This is a genomic window from Neorhizobium turbinariae (genome assembly GCF_023223505.1).
GTDB lineage: Bacteria > Pseudomonadota > Alphaproteobacteria > Rhizobiales > Rhizobiaceae > Neorhizobium > Neorhizobium turbinariae.
Window position 1 is genome coordinate 1 of the sequence record NZ_JALPRY010000016.1, and the last position, 18,768, is coordinate 18,768.

The window sequence follows — 18,768 nt, forward strand, 5'->3', positions numbered from 1 at the left end:
GAGGCGGTTTATAGATCCACCCCCACAAACAAGTCAACACACCTCGATACAAAAACTGCCAAAATCAGACAACTCGTTGATGAAGCTCGGGAAATTCGGACAAATCATTGATGGTCGCTCAATTTCCGCCTGTTCTCGCTTCGCAACCCTTGGCCTTTCCTCCACTCTTTGGGTGCCTGCCGCAAATCCGCCCCGACATCTCCACAATCGCGTGGTTACCCGGCATCATGTGGAGCGCGAACCAATGCGTCGCCCGCGGGTTCTTCCCTGTGACAACCGGCGGCAACCTTCGTTTGACACTCCCTGTCGAAACGGGCACATGTTTGGCCCAAGGTTCCAAAGGCAGTATGATAAGCTGCATGCGGTTATAACGAGTACGAGGGACTGGCTAAACTGGCATGACGACAGCCCGCAGCACAGCACGCGCGCTTGGCAACGAACCGCCGATCCTGGCGGACGGTCGTCGTGCACCCGATCGCCGCGAGATCTCGCTGCGCTGGCTGTCCGGCACCTTCCTGACCGGCATCACCTCCTCCATCCTCATGGGCGTGGCGCTTTTTGCAGCGCTTGACGGGCGCCAGCAGCTGGCAACCCCGGCTGAAGCCTCCGTTGGCATCATCGATGACGAGCCGGATACGGCCTCGCGCGGCAAGCGCCTGCTGGCGAGCAACATCGTCGCCATGCCGACCGACCGGAAGGTTCTGGAAGTCTCCACCGTCGTGCACGAGGGCAACAAGGAAGTCATTCGCCGACGCCCCTTTGCGCATGTGAAGATGAACCTCGCCGCCAATCACGTGGCGCAGGAAGATTATCCGGACTTCAATCCCCTGACGATCTTCGCTTCGAGCGAGACCCTTCCTCCCCCCGCCGCCCGCACCGGCACGCTATACGGCTCCAATGTCGAGTCCGAGGTCAGTCTCCAGACGGTTTCCTTCCCCGCAAGCGGCATCACCTACGAATTTGCCCCGGCGATGACGCTGGAAGAGGTCGAGGAGAACGTCCGCTCCAACGGTTCGGTGCTCACCGACGGCAATACCCAGCTCTCGGCCCTCTATTACGTCGACCCGCAGCGCTTCTCCTCCCGGGATGACGGCACCGGGCTCGACATCACCGCCGGGCTTGCGGCGCGCATCGTTGAGGAGAACATCTCCGTTTCGGCGCCCGAACCGATCACCAAGCGCACCCGCGAATATGCCGAGGACATCATACCGGTCCGCAAGGCGCAGACCGTGACACAGGCCATGGTCGAGGTCGGTTATCCGGAAGCCAAGGCCCGCGAGATCTCCGGTTACCTGCAGTCGCGCCTCGGCGAGGCGGATTTGGTCGCGGGCGACGTGCTGCGCATCGGCGTCATCCAGGAAGGCCAGATGGTCATGGTGGTGCGTGCCAGCCTTTACCGGCAGGCCCGTCATCGCGTGACGGTCGCGCTTGATGATCGCGGTCGCTTCGTCGACGGCGAGGAGCCGCCGATGCTCGACGCGGTTGCCTCCGCCTTCAGCGAACAGCCGCCGCAGGTGCTGACTGGCCGCGAATTACCGCGCGTTTATGACGGCATCTACCGGGCAGCCCTCTCCTACGGGATGAGCAAGGAAATGACGTCGGTGCTGGTCAAGCTGCTCGCCAGCAGCGTTGACCTTCAGGCGCAGCTGAAGCCGACCGACAAGATCGAGGCCTTCTTCTCGGTTGCCGACGAAAAGGGCCAGGCGAACCGTAATTCCGAACTGCTTTACGTCAACGCCCGCTTTGGCGACACGACGACCCGCTTCTACCGGTTCCAGAATCCGGAAGACAACTCGATCGATTATTACGACCAGGACGGCAAGAGCATCCGGCAGTTCCTGCTGCGCAACCCGCTTCCGAACGGTCGCCTGAGCTCCGGCTTTGGCATGCGCAGCCACCCGATCCTTGGTCGAGCCCTGATGCATACCGGCACCGACTGGGCCGCACCGCGCGGCACGCCGATCATCGCCGCCGGCAACGGCGTTGTTGAAAAGGCAGGCTGGGATTCCGGCGGCTACGGCAACCAGACGATCATCCGCCACGCCAACGGTTATGCCTCGTCCTACAACCACCAGAGCGCGATTGCATCCGGCATCCGCGCCGGGGTGAAGGTCACCCAGGGCCAGGTTATCGGTTATGTCGGCTCGACCGGCCAGTCCACAGGTGCGCATCTGCATTACGAGCTGATGGTCAACGGCACCAAGGTGGACCCGATGAAGGTGCGCCTGCCGGGCGGCAGCTCGCTCTCCGGCAAGTCGCTTGAGCGTTTCGAGGAAGAGCGCCGGCGCATCGACGCGCTTCTCAACACCCAGCCACCGGATGAAGTGGCGAGCCGCTGATCGGCTCCCATTTCCAGAACTCTCAAACAAAAATGGCGGCCGAAGCCGCCATTTCGTGTTCGTGCTACGGTTTACGCAGCTTCGCTCAGGTCGCCCTGCCGTTTGACGCGGAACAGAAGCCGGTCCGAGCCTGCTGACACAGCCACCGTCGAGCCATCCGGCACGTGACCGCCTAGGATCTGCTCGGCGAGCGGATCCTGCACGTATTTCTGGATCACCCGCTTCAGCGGACGTGCGCCATAGACAGGATCATAACCCTTCTCGGCCAGCCACTCGCGTGAATCCTCGCCGAGCTCGATGGTGATCTTGCGTTCGGCAAGCAGGTTGAGCAGGCGCTTCATCTGGATATCGACGATCGCACCCATCTCATCGCGCTTCAGGCGATGGAACAGGATGATCTCGTCGACGCGGTTGAGGAATTCCGGACGGAATGCCCCCTTCACCACGTCCATCACCTGGTCACGCACGCTGTCGACATCTTCGCCGTCGCTCAGGTTGGTCAGGTATTCTGCACCCAGGTTCGACGTCATGATGATCATCGTGTTCTTGAAGTCGACCGTGCGGCCCTGCCCGTCCGTCAGGCGCCCGTCATCAAGCACCTGCAGCAGGACGTTGAACACGTCCGGATGCGCCTTCTCGATCTCGTCGAACAGCACGACCTGGTACGGCTTGCGGCGAACCGCTTCCGTCAGCGCACCGCCTTCGTCATAACCGACATAACCCGGAGGTGCACCGATCAGCCGGGCCACGGAGTGCTTCTCCATGTATTCCGACATGTCCATGCGCACCATCGCCGTCTCGTCGTCGAACAGGAAGCGCGCGAGAGACTTGGTCAGCTCGGTCTTGCCCACGCCCGTCGGGCCGAGGAAGATGAACGAGCCAATCGGCCGGTTCGGATCCTGCAGACCGGCACGCGAACGGCGCACGGCACGAGAGACAGCCTGGACGGCATCACCCTGGCCGACGACGGACTTCGCCAGTTCGTCTTCCATCCGCAGCAGCTTTTCACGCTCGCCTTCCAGCATCTTGTCGACCGGGATACCGGTCCAGCGGGAAACAACGTGCGCGATCGCATCCGGATTAACGACTTCCTGGACCATGGCATTGGCCGAACTGTCGTGGGCTTCCGCCTCGACAAGACGCTTTTCGAGATCCGGGATCACGCCATAGGTGAGTTCGCCGGCGCGCTGGTATTCACCTTTGCGCTGGGCGGTTGCCAGTTCGTTTCGTGCCTCGTCGAGCTGCCGCTTCAGGTCAGCTGCCAGGCCAAGTTTCTGCTTTTCGGCCTGCCAGCGTGCGGTCAGCGCATCCGCCTGCTCCTCGAGCGCGGAGACTTCGGCTTCAAGCCGCTGCAGACGGTCGGCCGAGGCACTGTCGGTTTCCTTCTTCAGCGCCTCGCGTTCGATCTTCAGCTGCATGATGCGCCGGTCGAGCTCGTCGAGCTCCTCGGGCTTTGAATCCACCTGCATGCGGAGACGCGAAGCGGCCTCGTCCATCAGGTCAATCGCCTTGTCCGGCAGGAAGCGGTCGGTGATGTAGCGGTTCGACAGGGTCGCGGCCGCAACAAGTGCCGAGTCCGAGATTCGCACCTTGTGGTGCTGCTCGTACTTTTCCTTCAGGCCGCGAAGGATCGAGATCGTGTCCTCCACCGTCGGCTCATCCACCATCACGGGCTGGAAGCGCCGGGCAAGGGCCGGATCCTTTTCCACATGCTTGCGGTATTCATCAAGCGTGGTCGCGCCGACGCAGTGCAACTCACCGCGGGCAAGTGCCGGCTTGAGCAGGTTCGAGGCATCCATCGCGCCGTCGGACTTGCCGGCACCGACCAGCGTGTGCATCTCGTCGATGAACAGGATGATCTCGCCATTTTCCGCCTGCACTTCGTTGAGCACGCTCTTCAGCCGCTCTTCGAACTCGCCGCGATATTTCGCGCCGGCGATCAACGCCCCCATGTCGAGCGCCATCAGCCTCTTGTCCTTGAGGCTTTCCGGCACGTCGCCGTTGATGATGCGCAGCGCCAGGCCTTCGGCAATTGCCGTCTTGCCGACGCCCGGCTCACCGATCAGCACCGGATTGTTCTTGGTGCGGCGCGACAGGACCTGGATGGTGCGGCGAATCTCATCGTCGCGGCCGATCACCGGGTCTAGCTTGCCATCGCGGGCTTCGCCGGTCAGGTCGCGTGCAAATTTCTTCAGCGCCTCGAAGCCCTGTTCGGCGTTGGCGCTGTCGGCGGTGCGGCCCTTGCGGATATCGTTGATGACCTGGTTGAGCGCCTGCGCGGTGACGCCGGCCTTCTTCAGGGTCGCGGACGTGGACGCCGTCGTCTCGATCACCAGCGCGAGCAACAGGCGCTCGACGGTGACGAAGCTGTCCCCGGCTTTCTTTGCGGCGTCTTCCGCGGTCGCGAAAACCTTGGCAAGCGGCTGCGACAGGTAGATCTCACCATTGCCGCCCGAAACCTTCGGCAGCTTGGCGAGTGCGGCGTCGTTGGCGATACGCGCTTCCTTGGCATTACCGCCGGCGCGTTCGATCAACGAGGATGCCATGCCCTGGTCGTCATCGAGCAGGACTTTCAGCACATGTTCTGGCGAAAACTGCTGGTGGCCTGATGCCAGCGCCTGCGTCTGCGCCGATTGAAGGAAACCGCGGACGCGCTCGGAATATTTTTCGATGTTCATACTTCGACCTCCTGAATCGCCCTGCCCTTATAAGGCGCAGGCCGATGGTTGAGATTGAGCTCCCTCAAAGGCGAGCCCTGCCGGCGAACCGGCTTGACGAAGATATGGTGGGTTTTCGGTCCGATTTAAAGAGCCGAGCCGGCGTGAAACATGCGCTCCGAAACGCAAAAAACTCCAGCCTTTCCGACTGGAGTTTTTCTGTTTGCTAGGTCCGTGAGGAGCTTATTCGCCGGCGGCTTCCGCCAGTGCCGGCTGGTCTGCCTCTCCGTCGCCGCTGGCGTCTTCGCCAGCGCCTTCACCACGGCGCGGACGACGCGGACGGGCGCCGGCTGCACGGCGGCGACGCGGTGCCGCTTCGGTCTGTGCGGCTTCTTCGGCAACCACTTCCGCAGGCGTGCCTTCGATGACCGGCTGAGGGCCGGTGCCATCGACGGTTACCGGTGCTGGAGCAGCCGGTGCAGGTGCTACACCTTCGCCACCCTCACCGCCCTCGGCGGCAGCAGGACGCTGCGGACGCTCGGGGCGCCGTTCGCGGCGCTGGTTACGGTCGCCATCGCGACGGTTTTCTCGCGGCTGCTGATCCTGGCCCTGCGCCTGCTGTTCGCGGCGCGGCTGCTGGGATTCGGAAGCCTCTTCGCCAACCGTCGGCTGCTGGGCATTGCCCAGTTCGTCGCCATCGGCCGTGTCCAGGTCGTCCTGGTCGATCGAATTGCCGTCGCGGTCCTGGAAATCGCTGCGGTCCTGATGCTGGAACCGGTCCTGCATCTGCGCCTGTGCGGCTGCGATGATGCGGTTGTAGTGTTCTGCGTGCTGCAGGTAGTTTTCCGCCATGACACGATCGCCGGAGCTCTGCGCATCCCGGGCAAGTTGGGCGTACTTTTCGGCAATATGCTGAGCGGTGCCACGGATCTTGATGTCCGGTCCGGAGCTATCGTAGGTCCGGCTGAGGGGATTGCCCCCCTTGCGGTTGAAATTGTTATTGTTGCCGCCGCCGCCGTTGTTGTTATTGCCGCGCCCTCGACCGCGATTTTTCTGCTGTCCTGGCCTCATATATCGTTCACCAACTCTCTGTCTTCGCTGATAAGGGCCACGCGGCCTTCCGGTCCAAGCCGGAACAAGACTTCGCGTGCCGCGCACAGGCCGACTTTGGCGTCCTGCCGCTTGTTCTAAGTCAAATTAACTGAATCACACACAAGGGACCGTTCAACCTTAGCAGTTCCCCGAAAAGAACTGGTTCAAGGGTTGACCTGATAACCCGAACGAATCGCTGTTCATTCCCAGCCGTCCCAGTGCGTGCTTTTCAAGCTATCCCGCTTCCTCCGGGAATCCAAGCCTTTTCTTTTGCTATGCAAAATCATGACTTGGCCACGGAAAACACGAGTACACGATCATTGTCACCATAGTCCCGTCTTGCTTGCGCGAGCGTAAAGCCGGCGGAGCAAAATATCGCAGAAACAGTGTCCTTCTGATCGTATCCAATTTCGACGCCGATCACGCCGTCCTTCTCAAGGAAATCTGCCGCCTGTGCGGCGATCGCGCGATAGGCTTCCAGGCCATCGGGCCCGCCGTCAAGTGCGGCCATGGGATCGTAATCCCTCACTTCCGGTTCAAGTTCCGGAATGACATCGCTACGTATATAGGGCGGATTTGACACGATTATGTCGAACCGCCCGGAAATCTTGTCGAACCACCGACTGTTGATCGCGCTGAACCGCTCGGCCAAACCCAGTCGTTCTGCATTTCGCTTTGCCGTTGCAAGAGCATCGTCTGAAATATCACTGCCGATGCCTTGGGCTTCAGGACATTGCGCAAGAAGCGCCAGCACGATCGCACCGGTTCCGGTGCCAATATCCAGGACGCGTGCCGCACCCTTGGTTGCGACGATCTGCCTCAACTGTGGAAGAACGGCTTCAACCAGGACTTCCGTGTCCGGGCGCGGCTCGAGCGTTTCTTTCGAAAGCAGGAGCTCCAGTCCGTGAAACTCACGTGAACCTAATATGCGGTGCACCGGCTCCCTTTTCAAGCGGCGCTCCACCGCTTTCGAAATCCGCTCGTCTTCAGCCGCTGATACCGGCCGGTCCGTGCCGGTGAAGACCTCTGTGCTGGTCAGTCCCAGCAGCCCGCCCACCAACAGCCGCGCCTCGATGGCGGAGTCGGGAAAACCGGCTTCAGCAAGGCGGCTGCGGGCATCCGCGACAGCTTGCCCGAGCGTCCTCATCCCTGCTGCTCGCCGAGCTGCGCAAGCTGCCCAGCCTGATAGTCAGAGATCAGCGCATCGACCACTTCGTCGATATCGCCCTCCATCATGCGGTCGAGCTTGTAGAGCGTCAGGTTGATGCGGTGGTCGGTCACCCGCCCCTGCGGGAAGTTGTAGGTGCGGATGCGCTCCGACCGGTCACCGGAACCGACCTGGCTCTTGCGGTCCGCGGACCGTTCGTTGTCGATCTTCTGCCGCTCCATGTCGTAGAGCCGCGAGCGCAGCACCTGCATCGCCTTGGCACGGTTCTGGTGCTGCGACTTCTCCGAAGACGTCACCACGATTCCCGTGGGGATGTGGGTGATGCGCACCGCCGAGTCCGTCGTGTTGACGTGCTGGCCGCCGGCGCCGGACGAGCGCATCGTATCAACGCGGATGTCTTCGTTGCGGATCTCGATGTCGATGTCTTCCGCTTCGGGCAGCACGGCAACGGTTGCCGCCGACGTATGGATGCGCCCTTGCGTTTCCGTGTCCGGCACGCGCTGCACGCGATGGACGCCCGATTCGAACTTCAGCTTGGAAAACACACCGCGACCGGAGACATTGGCGATGATTTCCTTGAAGCCGCCTGCTTCACCTTCGCTGGCCGAAAGCACCTCGACCTTCCAGCCCTTGCCGGCGGCATAACGTTCGTACATGCGAAACAGGTCGCCGGCGAAAAGTGCCGCCTCGTTGCCGCCCGTTCCGGCGCGGATTTCGAGGATCGCACTCTTCTCGTCGGCTGCATCCTTGGGAAGCAGCAGGACCTGCATGTCCTTCTCGAGCGCCTCGATGCGCTCTTCCGCTTCTGGCAGTTCCATCTCGGCGAGTTCACGCATCTCGCGATCCGTCGACTTGTCGGCGAGCATCGCCTTCAGGTCGGCGACTTCAGCGATCGTCTTTTCGTAATCCCGGATCTTGCGCACCACGGGCTGTAGTTCGGAATATTCGGAGGCGAGCTTCACATAGACATCGGCGGCCGGACCTTCGGACATACGCGCTTCGATTTCACCGAAGCGACGTTCCAGCTCACGCATTTTTTCGACAGGAAGCTTAGCCACCCTTCACGCTCCGTTTTCTTCTTATCGTTCTAGATCGGGATGTTGTTGGTTTCTGCATACCGGAGGAGCAGGTCGCGGATCGTCTCGTTCGATCGCGTCTCGTCCAGGGCAGCATTGAGTTCGCCCGCCAGGTGGCCGACATCCAGCCCAAGCAGCATCGCCTTGACTGGGCCGACCGAGGTCGCCGCCATGGATACCGAGCGGAAGCCGATGCCAAGCAACGCCATGGCCGAAAGCGGCTTGCCGGCCATCTCGCCACACAAGGTCACCGGCGTACCGTTGCGCTCCCCGGCGCGGGCAATATCGCGCAGGATGCGCAGGAATGGACGGCCGAGGTTGTCAAAGCGATCCGACACCCGCGCGTTGCCGCGATCGGCCGCCATCGAAAACTGGAAGAGGTCGTTCGAGCCGACCGAGACGAAATCCACTTCCTGCATCAGCTCATCGAGCTGCCACATCAACGCCGGCACTTCCAGCATCGCGCCGAACTGCAGCTTGCGCGGCAGGCTGTGCCCGAATTTCGAGAGATGCTGCACTTCCTTCTGCATCAGGTCGCGCACCGCATGGATCTCGGAGACCTCCGTCACCATAGGCAACATCATCTTGAGTTCGGAGCCGGCGGATGCGCGCAGCAGTGCCCGAAGTTGCGTGCGCAAGAGCCCCGGCCGGTCGAGCGCCAGGCGGATTGCCCGCCAGCCGAGCGCCGGATTCTCCTCCTCATGCGCCCGGAAATAGGAGACGACCTTGTCGCCGCCGATGTCGAGCGTCCGGAAGGTCACCGGCCGGCCGGCCGCCTGCTTGATGACATTGCGATAGAAGGCTTCCTGTTCCTCGAGCTTCGGCATGGTCGAGGCGATCATGAACTGCAGCTCGGTGCGGAACAGTCCGATTCCGTCTGCGCCGGATTCGGCAAGCTGCGGCAGGTCGACCATCAGGCCGGCATTCATCTGCAGGCTGATCCGCTTGCCGTCCTTGGTTACCGGTTCGACATTGCGCAGAGCCCTGAACTGTTCCTGCCGGCGTGCCCGCAGGCGCACCTTCTCTTCATAAGCCTTCTGCAGGTCGGCCATCGGCCGCAGATGGATCTGACCGTCGTCGCCATCGATGATGATCGGGTCGCCGTTTTCGGCAAGCGCCACCACGCCGGTCCCCTGCCCGACGACCGGAATGCCCATGGCGCGTGCAACGATCACCACATGGCTCGTCACCGCGCCGTCTTCCAGAACCAGGCCGCGCAGCCGTTCGCGCGGATAATCGAGCAGTTCTGCCGCACCCATGGCGCGCGCAAGAATGATCGCGTCGGCGGGGAAGCCTTCGCCCGTCATGCGGCCGGAATAGCCGGTAAGCTGCCGCAACAGCCGGTTGGCAAGGTCGTCGAAATCATGCATCCGCTCACGCAGATACGGGTCGGTCAGCCTCATCATGCGGGCCTTGGTATCGCTCTGGACCTTCTCGACGGCGGCTTCCGCGGTCAAACCGTTGTGGATCGCCTCTTCCATGCGGCGCACCCAACCCTGGTCGTGCGCAAACATGCGATAGGTTTCCAGAACCTCGCGATGCTCGCCTTCCTGCGCCACCTCCCGGCGCGAAAGCATGTCATCTATGGAGATACGCAGGCTGCCGAGCGCTTCTGCCAACCGTTCGATTTCGGTATCGGAATCCTCGTTCAGAAGATTGGTAACAACGATGCGCGGCTCGTGCAGCACAACATGGCCAAGCCCGATGCCCTCGTTATAGCCGTCGCCATCGATCGTCACCGCACGGGTAAGGTCGAGTTCGAGCCCTGGGCGGGTGATCTTCTTCAGCTCGCCGGTGGCGATCATTTCGGCGATCACCATCGCCGTTGTTTCAAGCGCCTCGAGCTCATCCTCGCGATAATTGCGGCTCGCCCGGTTCTGGACGACCAGAACGCCGAGCGTCCGCCCGGCCCGCAGGATCGGCACACCGAGGAAGGAGTGGTAGATTTCTTCGCCCGTCTCGGGAAGGTAGCGGAAAGCCGGATGCGCCTGTGCGTCGGAAAGGTTCAGCGGCTGCGCCGACGCGGCAATCGTGCCGACGAGGCCCTGCCCCATCTTCAGCTGGGAAAGATGCACCGCTTCCTTGTTCAGGCCCTCGGTCGCATAAAGCTCGAGAACGCCGTCTGAACGCAAGACATAGACCGAGCAGACCTCGGCCACCATGTTGCTGGCGATCTGTCGGACGATCCGGTCAAGACGCTCTTGTGGATCGAGCGGCTCCGCCATCAATTCGCGCAGCCGCTTCAACAGTACGCGCGGACCTGCCGACAGGTCTCTCATCGGCATCACTGCTCCCGAAACGAGATCATCCTATCCGGGATGGCACAACCTGACGGTGCACCGAACCGGCTCATGTTTAACTCTTATCGAGACCGTAGGAGGAATGCAAAGTCCGAACTGCGAGTTCGGCATATGCGCCGTCGATCAAAATCGAGATTTTGATCTCCGAGGTGGTGATCGCACGGATATTGATGCTCTTGTCGGCCAGCGCCTTGAAGGCCTGCGCGGCAACACCGGCATGGCTGCGCATGCCGATACCGATGACGGACACCTTGGCGAGGCCCGATTCGGACTGCACGACGTCAAAGCCGATCTTTTCCTTGTTGTCCTCAAGCACGCGCAGCGCCTTCGGTACGTCACCGGACGGCACAGTGAAGGTCATGTCGGTGCGCGAGCCGTCTTCGGAAATGTTCTGGACGATCATGTCCACATTGATATGCGCGTCGGCCAGCGGCCCGAAGATCGCGGCCGAAACGCCCGGCCGGTCGGCCAGCCGCCGCAGCGAAATCTGCGCTTCATCCTTGGCATAAGCGATGCCGGTGACGACTTCCTGTTCCACGATTTCTTCCTCGTCGCAAATCAAAGTGCCGGGCGGGTTAAGCAGGTCGCCCATGCCCGGCGCATCGGGATCCTCGAAACTTGAACGTACGAATGTCCGCACCTTGTGGACCATGGCGAGTTCGACGGAGCGCACCTGCAGCACCTTCGAACCGAGCGAGGCCATTTCCAGCATTTCCTCGAAGGAAACCTTCTTCATGCGGCGCGCGGCCGGCACGATGCGTGGATCGGTCGTGTAGACGCCGTCTACATCCGTATAAATGTCGCAGCGATCGGCCTTCACGGCAGCCGCAATCGCCACCGCAGAGGTATCCGAACCGCCACGGCCAAGCGTGGCAATCCGGTTATCCGGGCCAATGCCCTGGAAGCCGGCAATCACCGCCACCTGGCCTTCGCCCATCCGCTTGATGATGTCGCTGCCGTCGATATCCACGATGCGGGCGGCGCCATGCGTGTTATCGGTGCGGATCGGGATCTGCCAGCCCTGCCACGAACGGGCATTGATGCCCATCGACTGCAGTGCGATCGCCAGCAGGCCAGAGGTTACCTGCTCGCCGGACGCCACGACGGCATCATACTCGCGCGCATCATAGAAAGGCGACGAAGCACCGTTGACCTTTGGTGTTTCCTGGACCCAGCCAACCAGTTCGTTTGTCTTGCCGGACATCGCCGAAACCACCACGGCCACTTCATGGCCGGCGGCAACTTCGCGTTTGACGTGGCGCGCGACATTGTGGATGCGTTCGAGATTGGCGACGGACGTGCCGCCGAATTTCATGACGATGCGAGCCATACGACAAACCATTCGTTCGCCCGGACCTTGGGAGCGCCCCGGCGTCTGCTGACAAGAATCTTGGACGCCCGCCCTCAGGCGGGATCAACAAGTTGCCGGTCTCATATCGAAAAGGGTTTGCCGGTGCAATGCCTCCAAAGGCCGCAAACGGTACGGCTCCCAGGCTTATCATCGGCCCACAGAAGAAGGGCCGCTCTGCGCGGCCCTTCTTGTTCATTCAGATGGAATATCGGTCAGCCCGGATTCGGCAGTGCCGGGCATCCCGGGCCGCGCGGACGATCGGTCGGGCACGGGTCCGCACTACCGCCACCACGGTCCGGCCGGCGGATCTCGCGGTTCCTGTCGCGGTCGCGCGCATTGTCACGATCCCTGTCGCGATCGCGAGCCTGTTCCCGACCCCGATCCCGGTCCCGATCGCGGGCTTGGTCACGATCCCGATCGCGGTCCCAGCGCGGGGGTGCCGGCGGCTGCCGATCGCCAGGGCGCCATTCGCCGCGGTCCCGGTTGCGATCACGATCACGATCCCATCCGCCGCGGTCGCGGTCACGGTCGCGTTCCCAGCGGGGCGGCGGCGGCAGCGGACGTTCCGAACGCCAGTCATAGCGGCGCCAGCGGTCGCGCTCGCGGTAGAAGTCGCGGTCGCGGTAATGGCGGCCCCAATAGGTGTTGACGTCGAAGGTCACCGTCGGGATGCCGAGGCCGCGATAATAATCTGGCGCGATGTAGACCCGGTTGGAGCGATAGGTCGCCTGGATATAGTTACCCGACACCCAGCCGCGGCCACCAGCAAAGGATACGTCGCACCAGTTGACCGTGCTCATGCAGCCATTGATCGTGATCGGCGAACCGACCGGAATGACCACCACGGCCGGGTACTGCGTGCTCGGCCCGGAACGCATGTTCACGTTGGCGGTTGCCTGGCCACGCACGGCCGCATCTGCGATAGTCGGCGCTACAAACATGGCGCCGATAGCTGCAAGCGACATCAGAAATTTCTTCACTTGGGCTTCCTCCTGAGAAACCAACAAAAGTCCAAGCAGGTTCATGACCCTGGACCACCACGCCTAACAATGTCGTGGCCGCATCATAGTTCCCTGAGCGTCCTGAACCGTCGATGAATGATGTTCCCGACCTCGTTCACGCCGGCTGGCGCGCCGGTCCGGTAGACTGCCGCTCGGCAATCCGGCAGGCGAGTTCCACACGTCGCGCCGGATGCGCAAGCCCGGTGAGCGACTCCCTCAACAGGTCGAGCGCCACCCCGCCAAGCTCCCGCATCGGGATATGCACGGTGGTCAGCGGCGGATTGAGGAAGGCTGCTTGCGGCAGGTCGTCCATGCCCATCACCGAAACATCGCCCGGCACCGTGTAACCCATCTGCTGCACGCCCATCATCGCGCCCACGGCGAGGCTATCACCGGCCGTGAGTACGGCGGTAAAATCAAGCCCGCGCTTCTTCACCCGCTCGCCCACCGCCTGCGCCGCAAGCTCCGGCAGCCAGTCGTCCACCTGCACCACCAGATCGTCGGGACAGTCGAGACGATGCTGCCGAAACGCATCCTGCCAGCCCTCCCGGCGCCGCTCGATAGTGCGCCGCCCCGGCCGCATCAGGAACAGGATGCGCTCGTGGCCAAGCCGGATCAGGTAGTCGGTGGCAACATGCGCTGCGGAGCGATTGCAGGGTGACACGCTGGAAAGCAGCATGTTCGGATCGTCGCCATTGATCAGCACCACCGGTTTGCTGAAGCCGCGCGTCGCCTTGAGGATCCCTTCGTCGTCAACCGTGAGAAACAGCAGACCGGCGACATCCGGGTCGGCGCGGGCATCGTCCAGCACCAGCTTTTCTTCCGCCTGGTCGGCAATGGCGCGGGTAACGATCTCCAGCCCCAGCGCCTGCGCCCGGTCGCGCAAGCCTTCCAGCACATAGAGTGTGAACTGGTTACGGACGTAGTCGATCATTGCCGCACTTGAGGCGGCCAGCACCACCTTCTTGCCGGCGACGGAGGCGGAAACGGAATAGTTGCTGTCCTTGGCCGCCTCCAGGATCCGCTCTCGGATATCCGGTCGCACGCCTTTCTCGCCCGCAAGCGCGCGCGAAACCGTGCTCAGCGACACACCAACCTTGTCGGCAATATCCTCCAGCCGAACGCGCCGGCTCTTCTTGCCGCGCTTTCCCGGAACGACGCTTGCAGCCATGCAACCCTCCCACTTCTCATGCGCAACCTGCAAAAAATTTTCATATTGCGCAATCAATTTCCGAATGTTTTGATAGGTTACCGTCCGGAGAGATGGATGAATGATGCTGCCTCCTTCGCGGGGCGGTCATGGGAGGAGATATACGATGGGCCTGTCCGCCCGGGACATTCGTCACAAGCTCGACCTGTTGGTAGCCGGCATGACCGGGCTGAAGGCCGATGGTCGCTTTCACGAACCCAATCTCGATGGCACGGCCGGTGACTATATCTCTTTCGACAGCTGGGAATGGCCGCAGGGCGTCGGACTTTACGGCCTGATCCGCCTTTGGCTCTTCACCGGCAACAATGACCTGAAGATGCTGATCGAGAATTGGTACACCTCGCGCATCGAGGCGGGCCTGCCGACGCTCAACGTCAACACCACCGCGCCGATGCTCGGCCTTTCCGTCCTCTGGCGCGAAACCAGGGATCCCCGCTGGCAGCCGGTTCTGGACGCCTGGGCCAACCGCGTCATGAGCGAAATGGGTCGCACCCACGAAGGCGCCTTCGAACACCACGTTTCCGACAAGGTGAACAACGACGAGCTCTGGGACGACACGCTTTACATGGTCGCCCTCTTCCTCGCCTCTTATGGCCAGGCAAGCGGGCGGAGCGAACTCGTGGATGAAGCGGCGCGCCAGTTCCTCGTCCACACCCGTTACCTCGCCGACAGGAAGACCGGCCTCTGGTTCCACGGCTGGACCTTCCAGGGCCACCACAATTTCGCTGAAGCCCGCTGGGCGCGCGGCAATGCCTGGATCACCGCCGGCATGCTCGATCTGTTCGATCTCGCCGAGATGCCGACCCCGGTGAAGGACTACCTGCTCGGCGTCCTGATCGCCCAGGTCAACGCGCTGCTGCCTTTGCAGACCGCATCCGGTGCCTGGCGCACCCTGCTGGACGATCCAAGCTCATATGAAGAGATTTCCGCGACGGCCGGCTTCGGTTACGGCCTCCTGAAAGGTTATCGCCTCGGCCTAGGCACGCCGGAATGGCGCACGGCTGGCCTGAAGGCTGTGGAAGCGGTCCTCGCCAACATCGACGCGAGCGGCACCGTCCTCAACGTTTCTTATGGTACGCGCATGGGCCATGATCTCCAGTTTTACCGGGATATCCCGATCCAGCCGACCGGCTACGGCCAGGCGCTGGCGATCCTCTGCCTGTCGGAAGCCATCCGGCATGTGGACGCCCATGGCGACGAACAGGAGCAGGCGGCATGACGATGAAGGTTCTCTACGGGGCAGGCCCCAACGACATCAAGACATATGACACGCAGCGCCTGCGTGACGAATTCCTGATGGAAGACCTCTTCCAGGCCGACAAGGTGAGTTTCACCTATACCCATGTCGACCGCCTCATTGTCGGCGGGGCGGTCCCGGTTTCCTCGACCTTGTCCTTTGGCTCCGGCGAGGACATCGGCACGCCTTATCTCCTGTCGGCACGCGAAATGGGCATCGCCAATCTCGGCGGCACCGGCACGATCACCGTCGACGGCCAGAGCTTCACCCTCGAGAACCGCGACGTGCTCTACCTCGGCCGCGGCGCGAAGGACATTTCCGCCCAAAGCGCCGACGGCGCCAATCCGGCGCGCTTCTACATGAATTCCGTGCCGGCCGGCGCCGATATCCCGCACCGGCTGATCAAGCGCGCAGAGTCCAAGATGCTGACCTTCGGCGACGCCAAACGCGCCAACCTGCGCAATCTGCGCATGTACATCCACCCGGAGGTCGCGCCCTCCTGCCTGCTGCTCCTCGGCATCACCGATCTCGCAGACGGCAATGTCTGGAACACCATGCCGCCCCACCTGCATGAGCGGCGCATGGAAGCCTATTGTTATTTCGACCTGCCGGACGACGAGCGCGTCATCCACATCATGGGCCGGCCGGAAGAAACGCGCCACCTCGTCGTCAAGAACCTTGATGCGGTGCTGTCGCCGGCCTGGTCCATCCACATGGGTGCCGGCACCTCGCCTTATGCCTTCGTCTGGGGAATGACCGGCGAAAACCAGGAATACAACGACGTGGCGCCGGTCGCGCTGAAGGAACTGAGATAAGCATTGCCATGAATCCCGAAGCGAACTGGATGCGCAAACCTTTAAAGCCGGGCGATGCCGTCCGATACTGGCAGCTCGGCGGTATTGCCGAGGAACGCTTCGACGTGCCCGACGCGCCGATGAAGGGGGAGATGGATCCCTTCTTCTTCTTGACCAAGGTCAAGAACTTCATCCCGCACGAATATCCCTGCCGCACCATCTTTGCCCAAACCTATCGCGGCAAGCGTCCGGATGTGCGCGGCGAATTTGAAGCTGCGCGCTGGTGGCTACCGTTCGGCTCGCCGCGGCTTGATCTTTCCGGCTTCTGGTTCCGTCCTACCCGGCTCGCCACCTGGAGCCGCACCTATATCGAGGCCGATAGCGCCGGCACGGCGAAGATCCGGCTTGGCACCTGCGGCGGCGCGGTTCTCTGGTTGAACGGCACCGAAATCGGCTGGATGGCACCCTATAGCCGCAACCTCGAAGCCAAGCAGGAATTCGAACTACCGCTGGAAGCCGGCCTCAACGAGATCGTCATCTTCTTCGATGACCTCGCCGAGCGCGATGCGCGTTACTTCTACCAGTTCGACTACCTGTCAGGCCCGACCGCGAGCGTCGCGATCCCCGTGCCCGTCGCCGGTGCTGTCGCCGAGAGCCTGGAAACGGCGCTCGACGGCATGCATCTCGACCGCCAGCATTATTTCGGCGGCGACATCACCGTCCTTTTCGCCGAGCCGCTGCCGATCGATGTCGAGGTCAACGTGGCGATCGAAGGCGACTTCATGTCCCGCGAGCGCTTCGACTACGATTTTGCCCTTCCGGCCGGCTCGAGCAGCCTCAATGTTGGCCCATCGGACAAGGCACCAGCCGATTTCCGCCACCTGCGCGTCACGCTGAATGCCGGCGGCTTCGTTGCCGCCCGCTCCGTTGGGGTGGAAATCTGCCATGCTGCCCGCCAGGGCGAGCCACCGGCCTCGCTGGCCGACCGCATCACCGAAACGCTTGCGGAAGTGTCCGAATATTCCGAACGCGACACGGTCCGTGCCTTCGCCCGCCTTGCGAGCGGCCGCGCCGGAGCCGATACCGACGCCATGATCGAGGAGATCCTTCCCTCGATCGAGGACTGCCACGACTGTGCCGACTTCTCGCTCGTGCCGCTCATCTGGTCGCGCACCGTCTGGGGCAAGGACATCAACGAGAAAACCCGCGCCCGCCTCGACAACGCCATTCTCAACTACCGTTACTGGATGGATGAGCCGGGCAACGACGTGCAGTGGTATTTCTCGGAAAACCACGCGCTGCTCTTCCACACCTCCGCCTATCTTGCCGGCAGCCTGCTGCCGGACGCGACCTTCGTGCGCTCCGGTCGCAAGGGCTCCGAACAAGCCAGGGTAGGCGCCGAGCGCGTGCGTGCCTGGCTCGACCATTTTGAGAAATGGGAAATGGCCGAGTTCAACTCCGCTCCCTATTTCCCGATCGACCTGAAGGGCCTTACCGCGCTTGCGGCAATCTCGCCCGACAAGGATATCGCCGACCGCGCCAAGGCCGGCATCGTTCGGCTGTGCGAAGTCATCGCCCGCTCCGCCCATCACGGCATGGTCACCGCCGCCCAGGGCCGCTCCTACGAGCACACGCTTTGCGCCGGCCGCTCGCTCGAACTGTCCGCCGTCGCCCGCCTCATCTGGGGCAAGGGTTTCTACGGCCGCCGCGTCCACTGCCTGCCGCAGATGGCGGTCTGCCTGCGCGACCACGGGCTGGAGATTCCCGCGGAATTTGCCGCCATCGCCGATCACCAGGATGCCCGCGACCAGGAATGGCGGTTCGCCCAGGGCGAAAATGCCTTTGCTGCCCTCTACCACTACAAGGGCCGCAACTACGCGATGGGCTCCACCGTCCACTATCGCTGGGACGAATGGGGATACCAGGAGACAGTCCTGCACCTGCGCATTGGCGACAAGCCGGAAGCGGCGATCTGGATCAACCATCCGGGCGAGACCATCCAGTTCGGTTACGGCCGACCCTCCTTCTGGGGTGGCTGCGGCACCATTCCGCGCGCCCAGCAGTATCGCGGACTGGCGGTTCTTCAGTTCACCACCCATGAGGAGCAGCCGGACTTCACCCACGCCTGGTTCCCGCAGGCCGAGTTTGACGAAAGCCGCGTGACCGGCACCCTGGCGCTTGCCCGTTCCGGAAACGGCGCGGTTCTGCTGCGCTCGAGTGCAGACCTGCAAGCCGTCACCGAAGGCCCCTCGGCCGGTGCTGAACTGCGCCAGTATGGCCGCAGCACCCGCTGGATCGTGCGCGTCTGCGAGGCATCCGATCTCGCCACCGTCGAGAGCCGGTTTGGCGCGCTTGCCGTGACCGAGAATTCGGATGGCGCCTTCATTGTCGAAGACCCGGAATATGGTACCGTCATCTTCCGGGCCGATGGGACAGTGGAAGCCGAAGGACGCATCATCGAACGCAAGGATTACACCGTCCGCGGCGACGCGATGATGCTCGAAAGAGCCTGAGGTCTCAAATCATAACCAAAAGGGACGGAA

12 protein-coding genes are annotated in these 18,768 nt (G+C 62.5%); 4 read left to right on the top strand and 8 right to left on the bottom strand.

What is annotated here, in order from left to right; all coding sequences use genetic code 11:
* The first annotated feature begins 398 nt into the window (after positions 1-398).
* Positions 399-2,339 (top strand): M23 family metallopeptidase, encoded by a 1,941-nt coding sequence (locus M0654_RS14335; RefSeq protein ID WP_248683721.1) that lies wholly within the window; start codon positions 399-401, stop codon positions 2,337-2,339.
* A 71-nt stretch (positions 2,340-2,410) separates the two neighbouring features.
* Here the strand turns inward: M0654_RS14335 and clpB are convergent, their stop codons facing one another.
* The 8 genes from clpB to M0654_RS14375 all read right to left on the bottom strand — a co-directional run bounded on the left by clpB (position 2,411) and on the right by M0654_RS14375 (position 14,155).
* Complete coding sequence (gene clpB / locus M0654_RS14340) at positions 2,411-5,017, bottom strand: ATP-dependent chaperone ClpB (protein WP_248683722.1); 2,607 nt, start codon at positions 5,015-5,017, stop codon at positions 2,411-2,413.
* Positions 5,018-5,239: 222 nt separating this feature from the next.
* On the bottom strand, positions 5,240-6,067 hold the full coding sequence (locus M0654_RS14345; protein WP_248683723.1) for a DUF4167 domain-containing protein: 828 nt from the start codon (positions 6,065-6,067) through the stop codon (positions 5,240-5,242).
* 304 nt (positions 6,068-6,371) lie between these two features.
* Positions 6,372-7,235 carry a peptide chain release factor N(5)-glutamine methyltransferase gene (gene prmC, locus M0654_RS14350; RefSeq protein WP_248683724.1) on the bottom strand — a complete coding sequence of 288 codons (864 nt, stop codon included), beginning with the start codon at positions 7,233-7,235 and terminating at the stop codon, positions 6,372-6,374.
* Entirely contained in the window at positions 7,232-8,314 is a 1,083-nt protein-coding gene (prfA, locus tag M0654_RS14355; protein WP_248683725.1) for a peptide chain release factor 1, read from the bottom strand. The genes prmC and prfA overlap by 4 nt, the downstream gene beginning before the upstream one ends.
* A gap of 29 nt (positions 8,315-8,343) precedes the next feature.
* On the bottom strand, positions 8,344-10,611 hold the full coding sequence (ptsP, locus tag M0654_RS14360) for a phosphoenolpyruvate--protein phosphotransferase (RefSeq protein ID WP_248683901.1): 2,268 nt from the start codon (positions 10,609-10,611) through the stop codon (positions 8,344-8,346).
* Between the two features lie 76 nt (positions 10,612-10,687).
* Complete coding sequence (locus tag M0654_RS14365; RefSeq protein ID WP_118850684.1) at positions 10,688-11,962, bottom strand: aspartate kinase; 1,275 nt, start codon at positions 11,960-11,962, stop codon at positions 10,688-10,690.
* Between the two features lie 233 nt (positions 11,963-12,195).
* On the bottom strand, positions 12,196-12,963 hold the full coding sequence (locus tag M0654_RS14370; protein WP_313791083.1) for an SH3 domain-containing protein: 768 nt from the start codon (positions 12,961-12,963) through the stop codon (positions 12,196-12,198).
* A 136-nt stretch (positions 12,964-13,099) separates the two neighbouring features.
* Positions 13,100-14,155 carry a LacI family DNA-binding transcriptional regulator gene (locus tag M0654_RS14375; RefSeq protein WP_248683726.1) on the bottom strand — a complete coding sequence of 352 codons (1,056 nt, stop codon included), beginning with the start codon at positions 14,153-14,155 and terminating at the stop codon, positions 13,100-13,102.
* A gap of 145 nt (positions 14,156-14,300) precedes the next feature.
* Between M0654_RS14375 and bglB the strand changes: the two genes are divergently transcribed.
* Genes bglB through M0654_RS14390 form a run of 3 tightly spaced genes read left to right on the top strand, consistent with a single transcriptional unit; the run spans position 14,301 to position 18,738 of the window.
* A complete protein-coding gene (gene bglB, locus M0654_RS14380) occupies positions 14,301-15,413 on the top strand; it encodes a beta-galactosidase BglB (protein WP_248683727.1) in 1,113 nt (370 codons plus the stop codon).
* On the top strand, positions 15,410-16,246 hold the full coding sequence (kduI, locus tag M0654_RS14385) for a 5-dehydro-4-deoxy-D-glucuronate isomerase (RefSeq protein ID WP_248683728.1): 837 nt from the start codon (positions 15,410-15,412) through the stop codon (positions 16,244-16,246). The genes bglB and kduI overlap by 4 nt, the downstream gene beginning before the upstream one ends.
* Before the next feature lie 8 nt (positions 16,247-16,254).
* Positions 16,255-18,738 (top strand): hypothetical protein, encoded by a 2,484-nt coding sequence (locus M0654_RS14390; RefSeq protein WP_248683729.1) that lies wholly within the window; start codon positions 16,255-16,257, stop codon positions 18,736-18,738.
* The last annotated feature ends 30 nt before the right edge of the window (positions 18,739-18,768 follow it).

Excerpts from the sequence above, each read along its gene's own strand:
- M0654_RS14335 (WP_248683721.1), top strand. The coding sequence starts at position 399 with ATGACGACAGCCCGCAGCACAGCACGCGCGCTTGGCAACGAACCGCCG.
- clpB (WP_248683722.1), bottom strand. The coding sequence starts at position 5,017 with ATGAACATCGAAAAATATTCCGAGCGCGTCCGCGGTTTCCTTCAATCG.
- M0654_RS14345 (WP_248683723.1), bottom strand. The coding sequence starts at position 6,067 with ATGAGGCCAGGACAGCAGAAAAATCGCGGTCGAGGGCGCGGCAATAAC.
- prmC (WP_248683724.1), bottom strand. The coding sequence starts at position 7,235 with ATGAGGACGCTCGGGCAAGCTGTCGCGGATGCCCGCAGCCGCCTTGCT.
- ptsP (WP_248683901.1), bottom strand. The coding sequence starts at position 10,611 with ATGAGAGACCTGTCGGCAGGTCCGCGCGTACTGTTGAAGCGGCTGCGC.
- M0654_RS14365 (WP_118850684.1), bottom strand. The coding sequence starts at position 11,962 with ATGGCTCGCATCGTCATGAAATTCGGCGGCACGTCCGTCGCCAATCTC.
- M0654_RS14375 (WP_248683726.1), bottom strand. The coding sequence starts at position 14,155 with ATGGCTGCAAGCGTCGTTCCGGGAAAGCGCGGCAAGAAGAGCCGGCGC.
- bglB (WP_248683727.1), top strand. The coding sequence starts at position 14,301 with ATGGGCCTGTCCGCCCGGGACATTCGTCACAAGCTCGACCTGTTGGTA.
- kduI (WP_248683728.1), top strand. The coding sequence starts at position 15,410 with ATGACGATGAAGGTTCTCTACGGGGCAGGCCCCAACGACATCAAGACA.
- M0654_RS14390 (WP_248683729.1), top strand. The coding sequence starts at position 16,255 with ATGAATCCCGAAGCGAACTGGATGCGCAAACCTTTAAAGCCGGGCGAT.